We start from the raw sequence: 22713 nt of genomic DNA, 5'->3' as shown, positions 1-22713 counted from the left end.
CTGAGCTTCGAACTCCAAGGCAAGCCGGTACGCGATGTGGTGCAAACCACGTTCACCCTCGATGGCGTGCGACATCAGTACTTCAACCAGAAAGAGTTCTGGCAGCGTTTCAGTTGGCCGGGAGTCGGTGATCGTCCGGGCGCGAGCCTGACCTGGACCAGCGTGCATACCGGCGAGCGTCTGTTGGGTGACTATCAGGGCACCTGGGGTCTGATTCGGTTGTTGGAAAAGGCCCGGTTCACGGCCCTGGACGACGGCGACAGCCGCTACCGCATGGTCCTCAAGGCCCCCGATGGCCTGAACCTGACGTGGAACCTGCGCACTGAATTGGACGCGGGGCCTTTGGCCTTGCTCAAGTTGCGTCACTTCACGCTGCCCCGGCAGATTTTCCTCAGCGAGGGCGCCGCTCCCGTGCCCTATGCGCAGAGCGGGAGCTTTGAATGACCCGGCGGATATTGATCGACGGTAAGTCAGAACTCTCAAGGGCCGCATTCACCCCTCAGCGTGGCGAACGACTGGGAAACATTATTACTTGGCTTTGGATACAAAGGATACGCAATGCAAAAGATTAAAAATTATCTCCGGCACCATGGTCACGCACCGTTCATATTGGGCGAGGGGCGTATCAGTGGTTACATTTCCGCCGCGCTGGGGCTGTTGAGTCTGCTGGCGGTACTTTGTTTCTTATTTCCTGAGTGGCTGACCACCAGCGAACTGCGCAAGGTTTACGATGAGCAGTTCGCCCGTACCCTGCTACTTTTCGGATTACTCCTGTCATTCAGCCTGGGCACTCTAAACATATTACTCAACGGCCATAAGCGTTTGGGCATTACCGGAATTATCGCCTCCGGTTTGGCGGTGTTCCTGGGGGGCACCGACATACAGGTCGATGCCATCGGCGAAACACCGTATTCCCTGGGCCTGGATTGGTTTGTGCTGGCGCTGCTTATTTCTGCCGCGGTCTTTATCCCGCTGGAGAAATTGTATGCCAAGGATGCGCAACAGAATATCCTACGGCCACACTGGCGCACTGATCTGACCTATTTTTTTGTCAGTCATATGCTGGTGCAATTCATCTTGATCTTCATTACCGCCTCTTCAACCTTTATGGCGGGTTGGGCGGTTTCTACCGACCTTCAAGAGACGGTGCAAAGCCTGCCAATAGCCGTGCAGTTTCTTCTTGCGGTGTTAGTGGCGGATCTGGGGCAGTACTGGCTTCATCGCTTGTACCATGTGGTGCCTTGGCTATGGCGTTTTCATGCTGTTCACCATTCGAGTACAGCCATGGATTGGTTGGCAGGTTCGCGTGTCCACTTTGTTGAGGTGCTATTAACCCGTACCGGCGTGCTAGTGCCGCTCATGCTACTGGGCTTTGCCCCGCAGGCATTGAATGCCTATGTGATTCTGGTCGGTATTCAAGCCGTGCTGGCGCATGCCAACGTGCGCATCAATGGCGGTTGGTTGGACTATGTATTGGTGCTTCCGCGCTATCACCATTGGCACCATGCTCGTCACCCGGATTACATCTACAAGAACTATGCGATTCACCTGCCGCTGGTGGATATGTTGTTTGGAACCTTCAAACTACCCGCGAAGGAGTGGCCAAGCCGCTACGGAGTGTTTGGCAAACCCTTGCCAGACGGCATTCTGCGTCAGCATGTGTATCCATTCAAACCATGACCTCCTGATCATCACCCGTGGCCAGGCTGCATGGTGCTGTTTGGAGGAACGCAAAGCCGGCTACGGGTACTGCCTTGAGGAGGCTGTATCCGCGATGCGACCAGCATTTGAAACATCAGCGCCGGGCCAAAGTCCAGCGGGTCCGGGTTGAGCTTTGGAATAGCGAGTCGAATCTACGGCTGACCGGGCTACCGGTTATCGCGAGCGGGGATGTAGCCGGCGGTCGCGGCTGCCAAACCAAAGCTTTCGCCAGCGCGGATCCGCGCTTCCACGCACTCGTCAATCGCCATAATGCGTTCTGCGATAACCAGCGCCGCTTGCACATGGGCGCGAGGTATGACGACGATGGCCGTATCGTCACCGGCAACCAGATCGCCTTGTGACACGCAAACTCCACCGACAACGATGTCGCCTCCTAGCGGCAATACCTTGACGCGAGTCTTACCCGTCGTGGGGACTACCCAACGACTTGAAACCCACAATTGCGTGGCTCGAATCTCGTCTATGTCACGGCAGCCACCATCGATGACGATACCTGTCGCGTGTTGGTTGCTCGCCCCCAATGCCGCCAATCCACCCATGGCTGAAATGCGTGCTCCCCCCATGTCAACCATCAACATCTTACCGGGGCCGGTGGCTGCTATCAGTTGGCCCACCGCGAAGTCGGATTTTTTAAAATCTCCCAATTTTCCGGTCAAGGCTCGCGCTGTTACGGCAAAGCCAATTGCCAGGCCTGCACCGCTTTGACGCGGAATATCTAAAACAGTCCCCGCAACGCCCAGTTCGTCGAGTGCATCTGACCAGGTACTGGTATCTATCGCCGCGCCACGTTTGAGGACGTCCTGCTCATTGATTAGCATTTGTTTGTCTCCTCGAAGTCTTATTTTTTTAGCCGATGCCCAAGGCCGTGGCTGGAATCAAACTGTTCACTCGACTGAACTACCGACACTGCTGTTGCTGTCAAGGCCATCAATAAACCATTGTTTCTACAATGGGGGTGTTGTTTCTGATGCGTCCGTAGCCGAGCTCGGACAAATCAATGGTCTGGAATTGACCATGGGTAATAAGTTCAGCCACGCCTCTGCCCGTTGCCGGGGAGTGCATCACGCCATGGCCGGAGAATCCGGTGGCGAAAATCAAGTTTTTGAACTCGTCATGGGGCCCGACCACGCCGTTATGGTCAAACACGTTCATTTCGTAATGACCTGCCCATGCTCGCTGCAGCTTTAAACTTTCCATGGCTGGAATCCGGTGTGCGAGCAGCGGCCAGAGTTTTTCCTCCAGCAGGTAGTGGTCGGGCTCGAAGTCACCATCGGCACGAGGATCTCTGTCTGCGTCGGGAGCAATGCCGGCGATGAAACCGTCGCCTTCGGGTCGCAGCCAGAATCCTGAGGTATCCAGGATGACGGGGAAGTCACCGCTGGCAATTGGCGATTTGAAATGGAATACGGTTCTTTTGCGCGCCTCAACCGGCAAATCGATATCCAGCCACTTTGCTACTCGGCCACCGGCGGCACCCGCAGCATTAACACACCAATCGCATGCGCGTGTAGTGCCGTCTGCCAGATCAACTGCCGTTACCTTTGAACCATTAGTACGAATGCCTACGGCTCGTCCGTCGATGTACTGAACACCCAGGGATTTTGCACTTCGCTTCACTAGCTGAAGAAGTGCCCAGGCATCGAACCAGCCTTCATTCGAGGCGCCGAAGAATCCATAGGCAACATCGTCATGGTGAATCCACGGGTATTTTTCTGCTAGTGCCGCCTGATCAAGTTTTACCACGTCGGCTCCATTGGCAACCTGCATTTTGGCGTTCTGGTACATGACTTCCGCATATTCAGGGGCCGCCAGAGTCAGGTAACCCCTTTCCCTAAACTCGATGTCCGCCTCGGGGCCAAACCATGCCTTGGGGTCGCGGCAGATCTGTGCCGCGAACAAACTCATATGAATGCTGAATGGATATGTGAGCTGTGTCCTGATCGAAGCCGCCGACAGCGCAGTCGACGAGAGGCTATAGGTGCTGTCTTGCTCGATTATTTGGATGGAGCCGGTAAAACCTTCCCGGCGCAGAAAGTACCCTGTGAAACTCCCCATGACGGCGCCACCGATGATCACAACCCTTTCATTCGACCGGCTCATAGTCATCCTCCCAGAATTTCGTAACGCCATAATTATGACCAGGCAGTTGCAAAACGCTTGATTGGATATGAAAAAATTGTGCGGAAATCTGCATAACCGATCAATCCAATTGAGTTTTTCGAACTCGACGGGCTCGTTAAAGGCGGCAGGCTTGCTGCACCGGGTTCCCTGCTGTAGATTCAAGAGGAGGGCACTACTTAGTGCCGTATCATCCATATGCTAAAGTGCGGCCACACCATCATTCCTTATACTCCTGAACGATTGGCGACTTATGCTCCAAGTTGATTTCAAAGAAATTCTTGACGGAAGTGAGCACAATATGTCGCTCCTTGAGTTTATTTTTGGTCGCCTACCGGGGGTTCTTTTCTACGTTAAGGATGAGCAAGCACGGTTTCGGATGTTCAACCAGGCGTTGATTAGCCAAGCCGGATTTACCCGGAAAGATCAAGTTTATGGCCGAACTGCCGCTGAGCTTTTTTCAGTGAGTGGGCCGTCCATTTTGGCTCAGGATCTGAGTGTGATTCATGATGGCAAGCAGATGCTGGACATGCTTCGTCTCTACTTCACGGCGGACGGCTCCAGGCAGTGGTGCCTGAGCACGAAAGTGAGAATACAAAACGATCAGGGTAGATTTATCGGTCTTGTTGGCGTATCACGAATTTTGCCAAAGCCTGATGAACGGCACACCAGCTATAAGCGTCTTTTGGACTTTATATCCATTATAGAAACTCGCTTTGGTGAGAAGTTATTGATTCCGGAAGTTGCCGCTGAAGTCAATCTTTCGGCAGATACCCTGGAGCGGCTCACAAGGGAGGTGTTTCATCTGACTCCCAAGCAGATACTTTTGCAGGTACGTATTGATAAGGCTTGCGAGCTGCTTGAGAAAAGCCAAAAGCTGATTACCGACATTGCTTTCGAATGCGGGTACGCAGATCACAGCGCCTTCTCCAGACAGTTCAAGGCGGCAACACATTATACTCCTCATCAATTCCGTGACATTAAAACCCGACGTATCTCCTTGTGATTATCCAGGTCACCGATTGCCGCTCAGTCGGGACGATTGGGAGATGCCTCTGTGCAGAGCCCGGTTATGTGGTGACTGATCCGCAGAGGTACCTATGAGAGGGTGCGGGCCTCTGCCGCCGCACACTGGAAAAGACATCAGCGACTCGGTCGCAGCTCAGAGCGGGCGGTTGGGAAGGCGGTAGGCAATGAGCTTGCAGGCTGCCAGAAAGAATCTGGAGCGATTCAAGCGAGCATCACAACAAAATCATGTTGCGAATTTTTGTGAAATGTTGTCGTTCTGCGGCGTCATCGGATGCGTATTGTCATACGCTAGCAGCAGCTGGCACGTACCCAGATGGTTACGCATTGCTCAGATCCAATAAGACCTCGAGGCGCAGACGATGGCGAAAATTCAAGACGGTATGCCCCCTTCTTCCGAAACTCCCAAAGCAGGCTCGCGTTTCGAGGAGATACTAAAGAATGCCAGGATATCTAATTCGGGTAATCCCAACGCGCCTGCGCCTAAAGAAGCAAAAGCCGATGAGTCTGCCCCGAAGCTGTTCGACTACAAGAGCATTGAGCCTCCAGAAAAACATGGCAAAGACACTATTCGCTACACCACCAACGACGGTAAAGAAGTTGTCGTAAATCGCGCCACTGCGCCAAAACTTTACGAACAAGTACTCAAGGACCAACTCACGCTGCAAGCCCGGGCGGATGGCTACACCTTGTCAGTGGATAATGAGGACAGTCTCGGCTATGCCGACCACATCAGCGAAATCGATACCAGCCATGCCGACGAAGGCGTTATCACTTACAAGTTCGGCGCTAACCAGATGGTGGTCAACAATACGCTGACCCCGGACACCTTCAATCGGCTGATGCATGCAAAGGATGCATTGAAGTTCAAGCAGGACGGTTATGAGCTGGTGGGTGACACGCAGAAACTGCCGGCCAGCAGCACTGAGTACAAAAGCATCGAACACAAGGACAATGGCCTGACTCTGGTGGAAACCAAGGACGGCAAACGCTACGTGATATCCGAAGATCTCAACCCCGAGCTATCTAAACAATTGGGGTATCAGGGCGAAGTGCAGAAAGTGCTCGATAAAGGTAAAGCTGATGGCTACGAACGGGCGTCGTCGCTGCCCAGTGACTATGACATCAGCAAACTGAACGTCGAATCCATCGACGAAAAAAGCGGCGTCATTAAGTTTCAATACGACGGCAAGAAGTACTTGCTGCCACCGGGTGATGCCAGCGAAACCGAATCCACTTTGCCCCCGGATATTCGCATTGGCCGGGCGGGTAGCAATGACAAATCGCCGAGCCTGGAACTACGAGGTACACGCCTTTATGGGCTTCTGACGGCACTCAAGCAGACCGAAGGCACCGTCGCCCATGATGCCTTGGTCAATGCCATCAAGAATAAGGACTACCTGGCCGAGGACAACGAGACGCCAGCCTCTTTGGCCGATATCGACAATATTCACGCCTACAGCGAAGGTGGTGTAGAGGTCGTCACCCTGAAAAACGGCAAGACCATCACTGTTATCGAGGCGCTGGCACCGGACTCGTTCCAGGCTTATGGCGAAACCGGCAAGACCCTGGATGGAATCGCTCGCGCCCAGGGCGAGGGCTATCGCCTGGCGGGCGAGGATGAATACCTGCCTTCCACCGAGGACATTTCCGGCGTGGGCGCTGTGGACGAATATGGTCCCGGTCTGATTACGTATACCTACCAAAAACCCGGAGGCCAACAAGAGAAGGTCGTGGTTAGTGAGGAAATCAACCCGGAGCTTTTTGCTCAGGTTGCGGGGCACCGTGACGAGATTACCACGCAGGTCAACGATGTCGATGAACTGCGCAAGGAATATGGTTTACCACCCTCCAGCGAGTTGAATATCAATGAATTGCCGACTACCGAAAAGGACGAAGACGGCAACCCGCTGGGCATCCAGGACCTGACGCTGCAAAACCTGGTCAAGGAATATCGCGAGGGTGTCGAGAATGGCAGTATTGGTGAGGACGACTCACGTGCCAAGTTCCTGCGGGCGCTGGAAGCCAAAAGCATGACAGACAACGGTATGACCGTTATTCCTGAACATGGCCGTGGCTACAAATCCGATGCCACCGATCCGATCGAGGTTACCGGTCGGGATGTGCGTGAAGATATTTTCGACGTAAAGGCTATTGATAAGCGCTTGGCCGAATTGAGCAGTGACGAGAAGATCATGGCGGACATGGAGCGTATTAATAAGGACTCCAAAAGCAAGGTAGTCGGCGGAGAAGGGAAAATCGCCGAAGTCGAAGAAAAGCTCAAGACCAGCGCCAACTCCGAAAGCTTTCGTAAGTACATCAAGGCCCTGGAAGACAGCGGCAAGACAGAACTGGCCCAGCAGGAAATCCAGCAGACCTACCTAGGCTTGGCGCAGATCGATCCGAAGATGGCCGAACAGTTCAAAGGCGACCTCAGTCGAGACACCATGATCATGGACCTTGATGCGATCATCGGCGATCCGAGCAAGATCAGCGAAGACAACAGCGCGCTAGCGGCTATCGACACGACCAAATACTGGTTACGCGCTGCGCGGGGGATAACCGATATTCCTTCGCACTTGATCAGCGCCTGGGAAACCACCGTCGAGAAGTTCATCAAGAACAAGGATGACGCAGTTTCATTCGGTAAAGTATATGCGGCGCTGGGTGACAAGTACATGCGTAATGGTACCCTCACCGAGGCCGACATAAAAGATGCCCTTGCCGCCGAGAAAAATGCCTTCAAATCACTATCGTCGACAGAGAAAGACAACCTCACCAAGATGTTTGCGACGATGAGGGAGACCGGCACCCTGGGGTCCATGTCCGGGCTGTTCGGCTTGGCACGGGGTATCTATCAGTTGCACGGCGATCCAGGAAAAATTGCCTCTACATCGGAAGGTCGCCTGGGCATCGCAGCCGACTTCTTGACCTTCGCCAGCTTCTCGAACGGTTTCCTGACCCTGGGCGCAAAAACCGCCGACTTGATCTTGAAAACCAAGATTTACGACAACCTGGGCCTGAGCAAAACCATTCCAGACATGTGGCGCAAGCCTGGCACGGTACCGCCTATCGAGATCGAGTCGGACCTGTCCAAGCACCTTGCCGGCCAGGGTTTCTTGCCCGACAAGCCGGACACCTATATTCCAGATGGCAAGGGCGGGTTTCGAGTTGAGCAGGGCGGCGTCAATAGCGGCGGCTCCTGGATTACCGATGAGAAAGGCGGAGGGGCAGTGCGCAATACCCCGACCGGCGATCCGGCCAACTACCCTCACTACGATGCCGACGCGTTCAAGGCTGGTTACTTGGATGGCAACTACAACACCAAATACCGCATCGCCGGTGCTAGCACTGCGCACCGGATCGCCGGCTCGGTTTCTAAGTTCTTCGGCTCTTCTGGTGACCTGGCGGGTGGGGTGACCGGCATCGTCCTGAGCGCCTTTGGCATTCGTGACGGGCTGAAGAATCATGACCCGCTGCAGACCGCGTCCGGTTTCCTGGGAGTCTTCGGCGGCGCTGGCGGTGTGATCGCAGGTGTCGCTAGCGTGAACGGCGCGTGGGGCTTGATCGGCGGCACCGCCGGTCGAGTGATCGGCGCCCTCGGCCCTGTTGGGTTTGTGGCGGGTGCTGTCCTAGGTTTTGTCGGTGCGATTCTCAGCACCATCAAATCCAAAAAGCTGCATAAGATATCCGGCCAGAAGTGGGATCAACTCAAGCAATTCGAGAAGGATGGCCTGCTGCAACCCAAGGGTGCGGAGAACTATGTATCGCTGCAAACCTATCTGGCCAATTATCTCCAGCGCGACGCTCCCGAGAACAAAAGTATCTTTGACTTCCGCGAGAAGGAGCTCAAGGGCGAGGACGAGACCCATAACGACTACATCGGCGATGGCTTGAACGAGATAAACAAAGGCTATGCCTGGGCCTCGGGGTACGATGAAACCTTTATTGATGATGAAGGCAAAGAGCACACTTACGTCAGCGGCTATGGTTCCTACAGGCCGGAAGAAGATGGCTTGCCTAAGTTATCGGTCAACTAGGTGTTTTAGGACCGGCTGGATTTCACTGGGCCTGCTGCCTTTTTATCGCGTAGTGGAGCTAGTGGCCTGTACGGTGAGTTCGTTAGCTCAAGTTCGGATGCCACCAGTCCATGGCCAAGGCGCTGTGACGAGTCATAGCCGGGCTATGGCGAGGAACAGCAACGCAGGCCAGGGGCTGGTGGCAGCCGAAATTGACTAATAGAACTAATCACACAGACGACTAGGGTAAGATAGCGGTGATTCCAATCACCGCGTCCCCCATCAGCAGTCGACGATAACAGCATGATCGAAGTAACCGAGGTTTCCATTGCGCAATTGCGCGAGGCGCTCGAATCCGGCCAGACAACGGCGGTTGAGCTGGTTCAGGCCTATTTCGCCAGGATCGATGCCTATGACGGCCCGCAGACACCTACCGCCCTCAATGCGCTGGTGGTGCGCAACCCCGCTGCGCTCGAAGAGGCTCGGGCGTCCGATGCCCGTCGAGCCAAAGGCGAGTCTCTGGGGCCGCTCGATGGCATCCCCTATACCGCCAAGGACAGTTATCTGGTCAAGGGCCTGACTGCCGCTTGCGGCAGCCCGGCCTTCGCCAACCTGATCGCCTATCGCGATGCCTTCACTGTCGAACGGTTGCGTGCCGCCGGAGCGATCTGTCTGGGCAAGACCAATATGCCGCCCATGGCCAATGGCGGCATGCAGCGCGGGCTCTATGGTCGAGCGCAAAGCCCGTACAACGCCGACTACCTCACGGCGCCCTTTGCCTCGGGCTCATCGAACGGCGCCGGGACCGCGACCGCCGCCAGCTTCGCAGCCTTCGGCCTGGCTGAAGAGACCTGGTCGAGCGGGCGCGGGCCGGCCTCGAACAATGGCCTGTGTGCCTACACCCCGTCGCGCGGGGTGATTTCGGTACGTGGCAACTGGCCGCTGACGCCGACCATGGATGTGGTGGTGCCCTATGCCCGGACCATGGCCGATCTGCTCGAAGTGCTCGACGTAGTGGTCGCGGAAGACAGCGACAGCCGTGGCGACCTGTGGCGCCTGCAACCCTGGGTGCCGATCCCGAGTGTGGCTTCGGTACGGCCCCAATCCTATGGCTCGCTTGCCGTGGGGGCCGAGGCCCTGGCCGGCAAGCGCCTGGGGGTGCCGCGCATGTTTATCAACGCCGATCCCGCGGCGGGCACCAGCGAGCAACCCGGTATCGGTGGCCCGACCGGGCAGCGGATCAACACCCGTGCTTCGGTGATCGATCTCTGGCAAGCGGCGCGCCAGGCTCTCGAAGCGGCTGGCGCCGAGGTGGTCGAGGTCGACTTCCCGTTGGTATCCAATTGCGAAGGGGATCGTCCCGGCGCGCCAACCGTGTTTAACCGTGGCCTGGTGTCCAAGGAATTCCTGCACCATGAACTGTGGGACCTGACCGCCTGGGCCTTCGACGATTTTCTCCAGGCCAACGGCGACCCCAAGTTGAACCGTTTGGTGGATGTCGAGGGTTCGCTGATTTTTCCCCATGATCCGGGCACCCTGCCGAACCGTGAGGGCGACCTGGCCGCCGGCATGGACGAGTATGTACGGATGGCGGAGCGCGGCCTTACGGCGTGGAACCAGATCAGCAGTGTGCCGGACGGCTTGCGCGGGCTTGAAGAGACGCGGCGCATCGACCTCGAAGAGTGGATGCAGCGCCTGGGCCTCGATGCGGTGCTGTTCCCGACGGTGGCCGATGTCGGCCCGGCCAATGCCGATGTCGATCCGGCGGCGGCGGATATTGCCTGGAGCAACGGTGTCTGGGTGGCCAACGGCAATCTGGCGATCCGCCACCTGGGGGTGCCCACGGTCACGGTGCCGATGGGCGTCATGGCTGATATCGGCATGCCGGTCGGCCTGACCTTCGCTGGCCGTGCCTATGACGATTCGGCGCTGCTGCGTCTGGCCTCGGCGTTCGAGGCCACCGGTAACCGGCGCTTGATTGCCCCCCGTACACCGGCACTGACCCGCCAATAGCCGAGACCGGTCGGGTTCGACCATCGTCCGGCGAGCCCGCCAAGTTTATATTCTAACGGGGCGGTATTGGAGGGGGAGGGTGGATGGGATCACCCGAGCGCAGCCGCTATTGCATGCCCCCTCGTCGTGTCCTTACAGGGTGAATTTGCCCACCAGCATCTGCAATTGATTGCCCAGGCGCGCGAGTTCGATGCTTGAGGAGGCGGTTTCTTCACTGGCCGCCGAGGTCTGTTCGCCGATATCGCGGACATTGATCACGCTGCGGTTGATTTCCTCAGCCACCGCGCTTTGCTGTTCGGCTGCCGTGGCGATCTGCTGGTTCATCGATTCGATCGCCAGTACCGACTGAGTGATGCCGTTCAGTGAGTTGCCGGCGCGACGGGTCAGGTCGACGCTGCTGTCGGTCAGTATGCGGCTGCTCTCCAGGCTGATGGCGACCTTTTCGGTGCCGCCTTGCAGGCCGGTGATCAGTTGCTCGATTTCCTCGGTCGAGGTCTGGGTACGTTGTGCCAGGCTGCGCACTTCGTCGGCCACCACGGCAAAGCCGCGACCCGCTTCGCCAGCCCGCGCCGCTTCGATGGCGGCATTCAGCGCCAGCAGGTTGGTCTGTTGTGCCACGGACTTGATGACGTCGAGGACGCTGCCGATCTTGTCGCTTTCCTGCTTGAGGTCGCTCATCGCTACCGTGGAATGGTTCACTTCGCTGGCGAGCTTTTCAATCTGCGTCATGGCTTGGGCCAGCACCTGGTCGCCCTCACGGGACTCCTGGGTGGCATTGACCGCCGCACTCGAGGCCTGCTCGGCATTGCGCGCCACGTCCTGGACGGTCGCGACCATTTCGCTCATGGCGGTGGCGACTTGATCGGTCTCCAGTTTCTGGCTGCCGACCCCGCTACGGGTTTGTTGAGTGACCGCCGACAGCTCCTCGGCGACACTGGCTATCTGCACCACGCCGTCGCGCAAACCACCGATCAGTTCGCGCAGGTTCTGGGTCATGCGCTGCATGCTCAATTGCAGCATACCCAGCTCGTCGCGGCGCGAAATCACGGCACTGTCTGTCAGGTTGCCCGCCGCCACGCGTTCGGCGCCGTTCAAGGTTTCCATCAGCGGGCCGACAATCAGTCGGGTGATTACCCGACCGGCAATGATGCTCAGCAGCAGCGCGGCCAGCACGGCGCCGCCGAGCAGGTTGCGAGCATCCAAAACGTCTTCGAGGCGTTGCGCAATCTGGTTTTGCGAGAGTTGCTGGCTCGCCGTGAGCAGATTCTTGATGTCGCCGTCAAGCTGCGCTCGCGCACTATCGGCCTTGGCTTGAGCCTCGCTGAATTGGTCGGTGGTCGTGCGATAGCCGGTCATTGCAAGTTGCAGGCGCCGCACGTTTTCGTGCAAGGAGGCGGGCACCAGCTTGTCGAGTGTCGTGAGATAGGTGACGGCCTGGTCGATTGCGTCCTTGGCCGGCTTTTGCAGTTCGGACTTGAGGCTGCCGCTATAACTCCGCAGTTGGAAGCGCGCTTCTTGGACCACCGTTTGTGCCTGCACCAGAGCCTCGATCTGGGCGGGGTCGCCGGTCGGAGAGACGACAACCTCCATGAGCTTTTTCAGTTCTGTCACGGCGGCGTTGGAATTGCTGGCAAATAGCAATCGCGTAGTATCACGCGCGTCTATAGCCTGGATAAATTCGTTGAAGTGCGCGCGATAGTTCTTGGCGGCAGCGTTGGCGGCTTGAAGGTCCGGGATGTTGATCGCCGAGTCGAAGACCTTCTGGTCGTGGGCCAGGTGGTTGTCGAGATTGTCCAGCAGCTTGATCACCGCTCCGGAGTGCTCCTTGTCGGGATTGGCGGTGTAGCCCAGGCTTGCCGTGCGGATGTCTCGGGCCAGTTCGTTGAGCCTGGCGATATCGAGGACCCGGTCGCCACGCTCGCTCAGCGACTTGATGCCTAGCCAACCGGTTGTCGCAATCAACAGAGTCAGCAGCATGACGATACCGAAGCCCAGGGCGAGCTTGGCTCTGACGCTTATGTTCTCCAACATTCTGTTAATTGGCGCAAGCATTGAACAATCTCCGCTGATACGAGCTGCTGGTAGGAGGGCGCCTGGCCCCAGAAGGATTAGGTCACAGCAGAGGTATCGGTCAGGGAAACTGAAACTTTATATCTCTAAACGGGTAGTGGCAGATTTGTGTCGGAAATAATACGTAAGCTTGGGAGCTTGCCATGTTCGCCTTCCCTTGCGATCAGCGAGATCGGCCTGATGGTCGGCAGTGCATTGGTGGCGGGTTCGCTGCTTAGTTGTAGTGGCTCGCGTTTGAAAACACTCGGACTCGCATTTATCCCGTTCTTCGGCTCAGATTATCTGCAACTAACGAAGCCCATGGGCTCACATTAATTGCAAGTGGGCTTGCATTCCACGGCACTGGCTCGCATTCCACCGCGATGGGCTCACGTTATCTGCAAATGATGAGTGGTAGTTCCTTGGCGCGTCCGTAATCGCTTTTGTGTTGCTGGATTTGCGTCTGGATATCGCTGATCTGGCCGCGCAGGGCGTTCAGGCTCGCATACAGCACCTGCAATTGATCGACGATCAGGTCGTCGGCCGCGTCGGGCGCGTCGTTGGCCATGTCGATCAATTGCCCGATGCCGCGTTTTTTCAACTGATCGGTGATGCTGCGAGCCCGCTGGAAGTGCGGGTCTTCGTTGCACGCATAGGTCGCGAGTTGTTGTTGCAGGCCGTTGGCCTGGCGCTTGACGGTATCAACGTCGGCTGCCCGGGCTTGGGCATCGGCGATCCACGCGTTGACGCCCAGACGCTCCCGCGCTTGCAGCAATTGCGCGTCGACCGTTTCGCTCAGTGTGCGGATGAGGGTTTCACGTTCGGCCTGCAAGGCTTCGTTGCGTTCACCCATTGCCCACAGGTCCAGCTAGGTAACGGACTTTGCTTGCCAGCCACCTGTCCATCCAGCGGTTGAAGCGGTTGCGCCGATATCCATAACAATCGTAGAGCACGAGACAGGTTAATTTATGGAAGCGTTTTCCGGGCGGCATCGACGCGTTGTCGCCGTTTTTTTAAAATCTAGATCTGATGGAACCTTTGTTGTGACGTTGACCACTCACTACTTTCATTCCTGAAAGTTAAAAGGCGAATTAAAATGGTGAGAGTGCCTCCCTCAACAGGTTATTACAATACTCCGGTAAATTCAGACGCACAGGAAGGTAGCAGTTCGCATGCGGGTGAGTCTCTTGAGTCAAAGGCCAGAGCAGTGTATGAAAATGAAAGGCGCTTTCATGGCACTGACGCCCACTCTGCCAGCAGCATAAAAAACGATGGCTTTAAATCGGGTAAGAAAACGGCCTACACCGATGCAGACGCCACCCCCCATCATTTTATTACTGGCGACAAAAATGTAGCCCGTAGCTTTGCCTCTACGCACGGGTTACAAGCAGCTCTAATAAGGACATTAGGGGCTCATACTAATAAGCATGCGAAGTTTGAGCGTGATCCGTTTATGAGGGACCCAACGACGCTAAGAACCAAATATGATATTAAGCCTAAACATGTTCTTGGCGGAAAAGGAAGAGCGTCTGGTGACAACGCCGAGGTGTTTAGGAAGAGGCTCGATGATGCGGGTATTAAGGTAGGTAAGTCTGAAGCTAAAAGACTGCTCAATGAGGTGGAGTCTGACTCCGATAATGACTTTTAAAGAAGCTTCCAATTAGCCGGATATTTTCCGGCTATTGCATCGACAGCCCTTCCACACACAACCGGCTCGTTGAGCACTGGTCGCATCACGTCGCGCCGCACGATCTGTTCAGCCTGCTGCGCCAGTTGTGGCAGGAAACTAGCCGCCCACGATTGGTAGCCGAACGACTTAGCGATCCGACCCCGCTGGTTGTAGTGCTCATGCTCGGTGATCGCCTTGTGCTCGAACGCCTCGCCGTGGAAATAGCGACTCAGCACGAAGGCGCAATCGTCCTCGACCTCGTGCCAATCGAAGCGGAAGAAGGCATGCTTGGCCTTGAAGTAGCCGATCTGCAAGACGCAAGAGACTTTAGCATGCAGGCTAGGCCGGCTGCTGGCGAACGTCAGTTCAGATTCGGTCAACGCCAGGTACTCCAGCCGCTGAGCATCATCGAAGTCCGGCAGACCATACAAGGCTTTTTGCTCGGCATCCGAAAGGACGGCCAGCCGCTCGCTTTTGGTGATCATCGTGACGATGCTCCACGTGAGCCCGTCCAGCCGACCCGCGTCAGAGGCTCGATCCTCAAACAGGTGACGCGGATCGACGCTGGCGGCGAGCAGCGCGTCGCGCTGCAAGTCCGTGTTCTGGCGGTCGTCGTCAGACGACACGCGCATGTAGCCAACCAACATAGACGTGTATAACGATAGGGTTTTCCGTGCATTTTTTAAGGATGTTGCTTTGGTCGCACGGTGGTGGTTGATAGCCTGTCCCAACTTCGACTATGGGCTTAGATACGGCCCACAGGCGCTACAGATTCGACTATGTTCCAACGCGAACACGACGCCTGGGCACAGAGGTCCGGGCGGATGGACGTGCCACTCGCGTGGTAAGGCGAGCCCTGATTCGGCTCTGTATGAAAAGTCGCTTTGCCCTGTCAGACGGCGTTAGAGCAGGCTTAGAATGCTCATTTACCCCAAAAAACTCCGCATTCTCATCTGTTTTCGCCTTGCCTGATCTCCGCTCGCCGACTTTTCGTACAGAGCCTAGGATTGCATAACGTTGGTCGAGAGGAACTACCTAGCGTAAATGACCACTCATTGGCGATGAGTAGGAGACTTCAATGAGTATCGGACAACTTACAAAGCTAAATGTCAGTGGCTTGTTAACTGCAAGTACTCAGGCTCTGGCCAAGCTGCCCATCCCTAAGTCATCGCGCCAAATCAATGCGGACTCGCTTAAATGGCTCGACAAGCTGGGTTCTTCGATTGGAAATCGGATTACTGCCAGCATCCAAAATGGTTCACTGTTCGAGTTGGCCTCGTTGGGTGCGAATATCTTCGGTATGCCCGCCTTCAGCGAGCGTGGCGAGACGCACCGCCCGGTCTTGAATTTCCAACCTGGGCAAGACCAGGATCTGAACCTGGCTAGCGTTGACATGCAAAGCCCCGATGGAAAGCTGCAACGGTGGGCTTCGGCGCCTGGGGTCGGATCTCCCGACTCGCCACCTGCTTCGCCTAATCGTCCCCAAGGTAACAGCACCTCACCACTATTGCCTCCACGGCCCGGCGCCAAGGCTACGCTTACTTCCATGGGGGTAGCGCTGGGTAACGCTCATCACGTGAAGATAAACGGCCAGGTTCATGGCACACCTCCGCCTTTGCCTGGACGGCATTCAGCAGTCAAGCCACCTCCTCCGCCCTCCACACCTCCGAGCATGCCCTCTCAGCAGCCCGTCGACAAAGAAAATCTCGATGAGGCTCCCGACATGCCATTGGATGATATCGAAAAGTTCATGGTCGGCCCGTCGTTTGGAGCACTGGGCGGCGCACCATTGCAACGCCGCAAGGCACTTCGCCGGGCATCCGAACCGGCCATACCATCCTTGTCGCCCAAGCTCATGGAGCAAGCACAGCGGGCCCTCTCCTTTCCCGGAGGGCAGCCCACAAAGCCCGTCACGCCAAGTATCCAGCCTGGTAACGCAGGGGCTGGTATGGAGATACCCGATTCATTACGGCCGGGCTTGGGCCGACGCGTTCAATCCAATCCTGTGGCTGACAACTTCAGTGCCTTGCAGGACATTCCGGATGCATTGCGCCCTGGTGCGAATCGTAGGCGCCAGAGCGAACCGGCGAACGCCATAGAGGCCCGTAGCCGTATCGCGGCGGCTAATGCATTGTCGGCTGCGCAGCGGCCAATGGCAGTGCAAGCTTCAAGCAGCGCACCGGTGCGGTTCACCAACATGCAGCCCATGCAGCAAATCTACAAAGGCGAGGAAGCTGGGCAGGTTTTCGGGACGAAGGTCAAGTACCTGAATGCCCAAGAACGAGCGGCATTCAAGGTAACGATCAAAGATGGGAAAGTGTATGATGCGTCAGGCAAGTTGTTTGACACGCGCCAAGCATCAACCGCGTTCGCGCAAAACAAAGGACGTGCGATCTTTGTTATGGATGCACACGGTTCGATGTATATTTCCAACGAACAGACTCGCGGCAAATTCCACCACTCCAGTTTCTTTGGCGGTGCGTCGGTCGCTGCCGCAGGCGACGTGCGCATCGAGAATGGGGTAATGACCGCCATTTCGCGTAAAAGCGGCCACTACCGACCTAGTTCTGCGCAGTTAAATCAAGCGGTCAATCATCTGAAGAGTCAAGGCGTGGCAGGAGTGTTTATTGATGAAGACCTTAGTTAATCTCAACTTTTTACGTATACCGATGAACCTGCTGTATGACCTTGATGAGGTCGAAAGTTTCACGGGATTGACCCCCAAGCAGGTAGCGCTGCTGACGCAGGAATATTCTGTCGAAGAACTGAAGGGTATTCGTCAGGCCCTGGCATACGCAATCCAGCATCCCGAACACGATTTTAAGGCGATGTTGCCGGATTTGCCCCAGTCGAACGCTGAGATCGCTAAGGTGCTAAAGCAGATCTGTTTATCTATGCCCGAATGAGTCTGCCACCTGTCGCTGGTTCCCAGTCTCGCTGATAGGCAAGCGGGCAGATCCAATTGATACCCTGAAGACACATCCTGCTGAACGGACTTACACCTACCGAACCGGCTGCAAGCTGATCAACCCGATACACAATGTCACGGATCGGACTGACGGAAATTTCGGCGGTTTCGGCTTATAACCCCATAACGGGTCTATCGTTGCGGCCATGTCGTGAATGGCGTCGGTTATCCGCTCCAGCCCTGCAGCGTGTTGCTCGCCGGGTAGACGGGCGATGCCGTAATTGAACAGTCCTTTGACAAGTTCAATCGCTTTGCCCGGATCGGTTTCGGCGACACTCGCTAGGTTTTGTACGAAAAGTATTGCCGCATACAGCGCAGACTGCAGGCCAGCGTGACTATGGCCGAAAAGCTTCTCGCCAGCTTGTCGTAACGAGTGCCTATTCTGCGGTTCTCTTTTAGCCAGCCAAACATCCGCTCAACGATGTTGCGCTGGCGATACTTTGGACGATCAAAGAGTCGGGGCAAGCCAGGTCGAGGTTTACGTGACATGGCCCGTAGCGGGATCACAGGCTGTATTCGGTAACGGTCGCAGTAGTGACGCAGGTGTTCTGCGTCAGGGGAGCCTACAGAATTCGGAAAAAATTGTACGCTAAGGTTTTCCGATCAGTCGTAGGCCCGCCAGTTGATGTGTTCCGTCCCTCTATCGGTCTTCGCGGGTGTGCCACAGGCGCAGCAGGTGGATAGTTAAATCCGCTATCTCGTAACGCATCTCGTATTGGCCGATCTGAATTCGGCGCACGTCCTTTGGCTCGAACTCCTCTAGACGTTCGCCAATGCGCGGGTTAGTCAGCAGCGTGGTAGGTGCTGTGGTGAGTTGCTGCACTGCTGGTGCTGCGGCAGGTTGATTCGCCAAGGCCATAAACTCGTATAGCCGGGTAATGTCGGAAAGCGCCTTGCTTGTCCACTTCAACTCCATCAGCGCGGCACCGGCAACGGAGTGTCGGTGCTAAGGCTGTCAGCCCAGGCCTGGACGGCTTGGTGGTCAATAACACGTCCAGCGTCAACATCAGCCAAGGCCTCACGAGTCAGGCGACTACGCTCTTCTTCCTGGTCTATCCAAGCAGACAGGGCTTGCTTGACGATCCAGTTCTTAGAGCGCTCCAGACGCTCAGCCATCAAATCGACTTTTTCCGCCAGTTGCACCGGAACGTGAGCTGTGACGGATCGGGTTTTGGCGGTAGTTACCATTTGTGGTCAATCCTGATTCAATTCGAATAACCTATAATCATAGTGAATAACAACGTGTCGTCAAGCGTGCTGTCAGGTTGGGCTATACCCTTAATCGACAGTCAAACATTCCGAGGAAAGGCGTAAAATTAGGGTCATTATTTGCATTAGTTGACATCTCAGACCAGGGTCTAAGATGTCAACCTGACAAAGTGTGAGGCGCAAGAAAAATGCAAGGGCAACGCGTCGGTTACATTCGGGTCAGTACGTTGGAACAAAACACTCAGCGTCAGCTGGAGCATGTCCAGGTTGATCGTACTTTCATCGACAGGGCATCGGGCAAGGATATTCAACGGCTGCAACTCGATGCATTGCTCGCATTTGTCCGCGAAGGCGATACCGTAGTCGTGCACAGCATGGACCGTTTGGCGCGTAACCTTGACGACTTACGCGGTATTGTCAATGCGAGCCCACGTGTTTTCAAACGCGAGCCGCTACACTTAGTGTCTATGGCGGCTACCTGACGGACAGGGGCTCCAGCTTTGGCCTGATACTGGCTTTCACCGGGCTGTTCGTGCTCGGTTTTATCGGCATGTGCATCAGCCAGCGGCTCTGGCTGTTCTTCGTGTTCCTGGTGTTGTTCAACTTTGCCTATGCGGTGATCGATGTGGTGGTCAAGGCGACCCTGGGCCGAATCCTGCCGGAAGAGGAGCAAGCCGGTGTGTTCTCGGTGCGCTACACGCTGATCAATATCGGCTATGCGGTTGGACCATTTGTTGGTGCGGGATTGGCCCACCTCGATATGCGCTTGCCCTTTGTGATGTCTGCCTTGCTGGGGGTGGTGTCTTTCCTGGCCTACTACAACCTCGGTGACCGGCACCTGCGTCCGGTCGACCGGGCCAGGACGACGATGTCCTTTATCGGTGTGAGCCGGATCCTGCTTCGGGATAAGCGCCTGGTCTGCTTCACCTTGGGTGGCTTGCTCAGCGCCGTAGTGTTCGGCCAGTTCACTGCTTATCTGTCGCAGTACCTGGTGACCACCGCTACGCCGGAGTTCACCTACCAGGTCATCAGTTCGGTGGTGGCGGTGAACGCGCTGGTGGTCATCGGCCTGCAGTTCCTGGTGGGCAGGCATATCACCCAGCGGCACCTGAACCTGTGGCTGACGATGGGCTTCAGCCTGTTCCTGCTTGGGGTCGCGGGGTTTGCATTATCGAGCACGGTGTTGCATTGGGCATTGGCCATGGCGGTGTTCACTTTGGGAGAGATCATCGTGTTTCCCGCCGAGTATATGTTTATCGATCGCATCGCTCCCCGGCACCTGCGCGGCATGTATTACGGGGCGCAGAACCTGTCGACCCTGGGCGGTGCGCTGGGCCCCGTGCTCTGTGGTTTTGCCCTGGCCTGGTGGGCGCCGCATTTCATGTTCTACATGCTGGCCGGCTTCATTATCGCTGGCGGTTGCTTCTACCTGATCGGCGCTGCCTATGCGCGACAGCACGATGCCAGCGAGGCGAACAGCCGCCTGAGGTGAGTCAATTCCCATAGCCGTGGTGGCTCAACCGCCTTGGGGGAGAGTGGTAGCGGCCATCTGCTGTGGCTTGCAATTGAGGTAGGGCGAAGACTTCAGCCAGTGCCGGTCGGGGTACCAGGAAAACATGAACTGGCCGTCCTTGAGCTTGTCGACCACTTGTCGCGCCACCTGCGGGCGCACGGCTGGGCAGCCCTGGCTGCGACCGATGCGGCCTTCGCGCTGGCTCCACAAAGGGCTCACGTAGTCAGCGGCGTGAATGACGATGTCACGGTCGCGGGCGCGATCGTTGAAGCCCGGTTCCAGGCCGTCCATGCGCAGCGAGTAGCCATGGCTGCCCTCATAGCTTTCTTGGGTGCGAAACAGCCCCAGGCTGGATTGGTAGCTGCCCAGGCGGTTGGAAAATTGAGTGGCGAAGTTCTCTCCGGATTTCTGCCCATGGGCGACCAGGTCGCGCAGCACCAGGGTTTTCTGGCGCAGGTCGAAGATCCACAGGCGCCGCGCTGTCGAAGGCTGTGAGTAGTCGATCACGGCCAGGCGTTCGGATTGCCCATGACCTTGATTGATCGCACATTGCATGGCGCTCAGGGCGCTTTTCAGTACCAGGGGGTTGAGTTCTGGCGCGGCGTGGGCGAGGCTGCCATACAGCGTCGATTTCGCCTTGCTGGCGGCCAGGACAGAACCGCCGGACACAGCCAGGGTCATAATGAACAGGCCCAAAATGCTCAGGCAGATTCGATGGCAAGGTATCAGCATGTAGGGAGCGTCTCCGCCGTGGGTGCAGGCCTGCGCATCCCGTGGGATGACCGTGGATGGGAGCCAAGCCTTTGTTCAGAAAACACGCATATTACTTGAGCATGTGCCTGCTCGTGGCACCACTGGTCGCGACGGCGCAGGATCTGCCGGTCGAGCCGCCCACCGCCTTGCAATCGGCGCTGGCGCAGTTGCCGAGCGACTGCCCGGCGCTGGCCGTGCAACTGGATGGACCGACGCGCTTGCGCCTGCAGGCGTTCTACTTGCAGCACGACAACGTTGCACTTTGGTCCGGCAATGATCGGTTGGCGGCCTTGCAGGCCCAATTGCCATTACTGGCCGATGATGGCCTGGACCCGGCGAGCTACTCCTTGCCCTTGGATCCCGGTGCGGGCAATGCGCTGTGTACCGATATCGAGATCAGCCGACAGTACCTGCGAGCTTTGCAGGATTTGCATTTCGGTCGTCTGTCTCAAGCCCGTTTCGAGCCGCTCTGGCACGCTCAGCCAGGGGCACAGGATCCAGACACCCGATTGCTGACGCTGGCCGCGACCGGATTACAGGATATGGCCCTGGGGTTCGATCAGGCGCGGCCGAATGTCGAGTTGTACCGTCGCCTTCGGCACCTGTACGCCCTGCAACGCCGGCTGCCGCTGGCGGATTGGCCGGTGGTGGCCGGCGGCCCCTTGCTGCGACCAGGCATGGAGGACGCACGGGTGCCGGTATTGGCTGCGCGATTGCTGGCCGAGGGCTATCTGGAAGGCCGGCCCGGCGGTCCTGAAAAGAGCTACGGCAGAGAACTGGCCGATGCGGTCAAGCATTTCCAGTTGCAACATTCGCTGCAATCCGACGGGGTCATCGGGTCGGGCACTCTGACCGAGCTGAATATCCCTGCGGCGCAGCGCCGCGAGCAGTTGCGCATCAACCTCGAACGCTTTCGCTGGTTGGCACCGGATCTGGAGCCCGAGGGCGTGCTGGTGAATGTCGCGGCGGCGCAGTTGAGCGTCTACCACGACGGCGCCCCTATCTGGCAGACCCGCCTTCAGGTCGGCCGTGCCGAGCGGCAGACGCCGCTGCTGAAGTCGCAAGTCACCCGTCTGACCTTGAATCCGACCTGGACCGTGCCGCCGACCATCTTGCGCGAAGACATGCTGCCGGCCATCCGCCTGGACCCGACGGCGTACCTGGCCCAGCATAATCTGCAAGTGCTCGACCGCGAAGGGCATCCATTGGCGGCAGATAGCATCGATTGGGAGCGGCCGGGCAATATCCTCCTACGCCAGGGGGCCGGTGCGCGTAACCCGCTGGGCAAGATCGTCCTGCGCTTTCCCAATCCGTTCTCGGTGTACCTGCACGACACGCCCAGCCAGCCGCTCTTCGCCAAGGGGCCTCGGGCCTTCAGCTCAGGCTGCGTGCGGGTCGAGCAACCGCTGCAGTTGCGCGACCTGTTGCTGACCTCGGCCGAGCAGGCCAGGACCGACGAGTTGCTCGCCAGTGGCGACACCCACGAATTCCGCGTGGCGGCACCGGTGCCGATTCTGCTCGGTTACTGGACGGTTCAGGTCGACAGCGATGGCACGTTGCTCTATGCACCGGATATCTATGGGCGTGATCCGCTGCTGCTGAAGGCTCTGGGAAGCTCGTCCTGATGCTGGTGGCAGAGCCGGCCTTCGGCTCA

At 57.1% G+C, this 22713-nt stretch carries 16 protein-coding genes and 4 pseudogenes; 11 read left to right on the top strand and 9 right to left on the bottom strand.

Annotated elements, in window-relative coordinates:
* The coding region (locus BMX68_RS11985) for a type VI secretion IcmF C-terminal domain-containing protein (RefSeq protein WP_305729086.1) at positions 1 to 444 on the top strand (444 nt) is incomplete at its 5' end.
* 114 nt (positions 445 to 558) lie between these two features.
* A complete protein-coding gene (locus BMX68_RS11980) occupies positions 559 to 1680 on the top strand; it encodes a sterol desaturase family protein (RefSeq protein ID WP_074862211.1) in 1122 nt (373 codons plus the stop codon).
* A gap of 188 nt (positions 1681 to 1868) precedes the next feature.
* Here the strand turns inward: BMX68_RS11980 and BMX68_RS11975 are convergent, their stop codons facing one another.
* On the bottom strand, positions 1869 to 2540 hold the full coding sequence (locus tag BMX68_RS11975; RefSeq protein ID WP_017131119.1) for an RraA family protein: 672 nt from the start codon (positions 2538 to 2540) through the stop codon (positions 1869 to 1871).
* 109 nt (positions 2541 to 2649) lie between these two features.
* Positions 2650 to 3822 (bottom strand): NAD(P)/FAD-dependent oxidoreductase, encoded by a 1173-nt coding sequence (locus BMX68_RS11970; protein WP_026013084.1) that lies wholly within the window; start codon positions 3820 to 3822, stop codon positions 2650 to 2652.
* 271 nt (positions 3823 to 4093) lie between these two features.
* Here BMX68_RS11970 and BMX68_RS11965 point away from each other — a divergent pair, with 271 nt between their 5' ends.
* From BMX68_RS11965 to BMX68_RS11955, 3 genes are all read left to right on the top strand, one after another.
* Entirely contained in the window at positions 4094 to 4846 is a 753-nt protein-coding gene (locus tag BMX68_RS11965; protein ID WP_017131121.1) for a helix-turn-helix domain-containing protein, read from the top strand.
* A gap of 382 nt (positions 4847 to 5228) precedes the next feature.
* Positions 5229 to 8906 (top strand): hypothetical protein, encoded by a 3678-nt coding sequence (locus BMX68_RS11960; protein ID WP_017131122.1) that lies wholly within the window; start codon positions 5229 to 5231, stop codon positions 8904 to 8906.
* A 282-nt stretch (positions 8907 to 9188) separates the two neighbouring features.
* Positions 9189 to 10898, top strand: coding sequence for an amidase (locus BMX68_RS11955; RefSeq protein ID WP_017131123.1), 1710 nt, complete (start codon positions 9189 to 9191; stop codon positions 10896 to 10898).
* 132 nt (positions 10899 to 11030) lie between these two features.
* Here the strand turns inward: BMX68_RS11955 and BMX68_RS11950 are convergent, their stop codons facing one another.
* Positions 11031 to 12950: a HAMP domain-containing methyl-accepting chemotaxis protein gene (locus BMX68_RS11950; protein WP_143063280.1), complete on the bottom strand. Its 1920-nt coding sequence runs from the start codon at positions 12948 to 12950 to the stop codon at positions 11031 to 11033.
* 391 nt (positions 12951 to 13341) lie between these two features.
* Positions 13342 to 13800 carry a hypothetical protein gene (locus BMX68_RS11945; protein WP_017131125.1) on the bottom strand — a complete coding sequence of 153 codons (459 nt, stop codon included), beginning with the start codon at positions 13798 to 13800 and terminating at the stop codon, positions 13342 to 13344.
* Positions 13801 to 14043: 243 nt separating this feature from the next.
* Between BMX68_RS11945 and BMX68_RS11940 the strand changes: the two genes are divergently transcribed.
* Positions 14044 to 14595: a hypothetical protein gene (locus BMX68_RS11940; protein WP_017131126.1), complete on the top strand. Its 552-nt coding sequence runs from the start codon at positions 14044 to 14046 to the stop codon at positions 14593 to 14595.
* A gap of 86 nt (positions 14596 to 14681) precedes the next feature.
* On the opposite strand, the pseudogene BMX68_RS11935 reads toward BMX68_RS11940, so the two are convergent.
* A pseudogene (locus tag BMX68_RS11935) lies at positions 14682 to 15101 on the bottom strand (DUF4158 domain-containing protein); the annotation flags it as partial.
* Positions 15102 to 15694: 593 nt separating this feature from the next.
* Here BMX68_RS11935 and BMX68_RS25920 point away from each other — a divergent pair.
* Together BMX68_RS25920 and BMX68_RS11925 are read left to right on the top strand one after the other, a co-directional pair.
* Complete coding sequence (locus BMX68_RS25920) at positions 15695 to 17263, top strand: IQM protein middle domain-containing protein (RefSeq protein ID WP_017131128.1); 1569 nt, start codon at positions 15695 to 15697, stop codon at positions 17261 to 17263.
* Positions 17247 to 17522: a hypothetical protein gene (locus BMX68_RS11925; protein ID WP_017131129.1), complete on the top strand. Its 276-nt coding sequence runs from the start codon at positions 17247 to 17249 to the stop codon at positions 17520 to 17522. Before BMX68_RS25920 ends, BMX68_RS11925 begins: the two co-directional genes overlap by 17 nt.
* Positions 17523 to 17863: 341 nt before the next feature.
* On the opposite strand, the pseudogene BMX68_RS11920 reads toward BMX68_RS11925, so the two are convergent.
* From BMX68_RS11920 to BMX68_RS11910, 3 genes and pseudogenes are all read right to left on the bottom strand, one after another.
* Positions 17864 to 18139, bottom strand: a pseudogene (locus BMX68_RS11920) (transposase); the annotation flags it as partial.
* Positions 18140 to 18224: 85 nt separating this feature from the next.
* A complete protein-coding gene (locus BMX68_RS11915) occupies positions 18225 to 18500 on the bottom strand; it encodes a type II toxin-antitoxin system RelE/ParE family toxin (RefSeq protein ID WP_017131130.1) in 276 nt (91 codons plus the stop codon).
* Complete coding sequence (locus BMX68_RS11910) at positions 18500 to 18772, bottom strand: CopG family ribbon-helix-helix protein (RefSeq protein ID WP_017131131.1); 273 nt, start codon at positions 18770 to 18772, stop codon at positions 18500 to 18502. The genes BMX68_RS11915 and BMX68_RS11910 overlap by 1 nt, the downstream gene beginning before the upstream one ends.
* Before the next feature lie 209 nt (positions 18773 to 18981).
* Between BMX68_RS11910 and BMX68_RS11905 the strand changes: the two are divergent.
* A pseudogene (locus BMX68_RS11905) lies at positions 18982 to 19212 on the top strand (recombinase family protein); the annotation flags it as partial.
* Between the two features lie 38 nt (positions 19213 to 19250).
* Positions 19251 to 20285 (top strand): annotated as a pseudogene (locus BMX68_RS11900) (MFS transporter); the annotation flags it as partial.
* A 24-nt stretch (positions 20286 to 20309) separates the two neighbouring features.
* On the opposite strand, the gene BMX68_RS11895 reads toward BMX68_RS11900, so the two are convergent.
* Positions 20310 to 21038, bottom strand: coding sequence for a murein L,D-transpeptidase catalytic domain family protein (locus BMX68_RS11895; RefSeq protein WP_017131134.1), 729 nt, complete (start codon positions 21036 to 21038; stop codon positions 20310 to 20312).
* 71 nt (positions 21039 to 21109) lie between these two features.
* On the opposite strand from BMX68_RS11895, the gene BMX68_RS11890 reads away from it, so the two are divergent.
* Entirely contained in the window at positions 21110 to 22684 is a 1575-nt protein-coding gene (locus BMX68_RS11890) for a L,D-transpeptidase family protein (protein ID WP_026013085.1), read from the top strand.
* The last annotated feature ends 29 nt before the right edge of the window (positions 22685 to 22713 follow it).

This window comes from Pseudomonas agarici (genome assembly GCF_900109755.1).
In the GTDB taxonomy this organism is placed as follows: domain Bacteria; phylum Pseudomonadota; class Gammaproteobacteria; order Pseudomonadales; family Pseudomonadaceae; genus Aquipseudomonas; species Aquipseudomonas agarici.
Note: the sequence above shows the minus strand (reverse complement) of the source record. Positions and strands in the feature narration are given on the sequence as shown.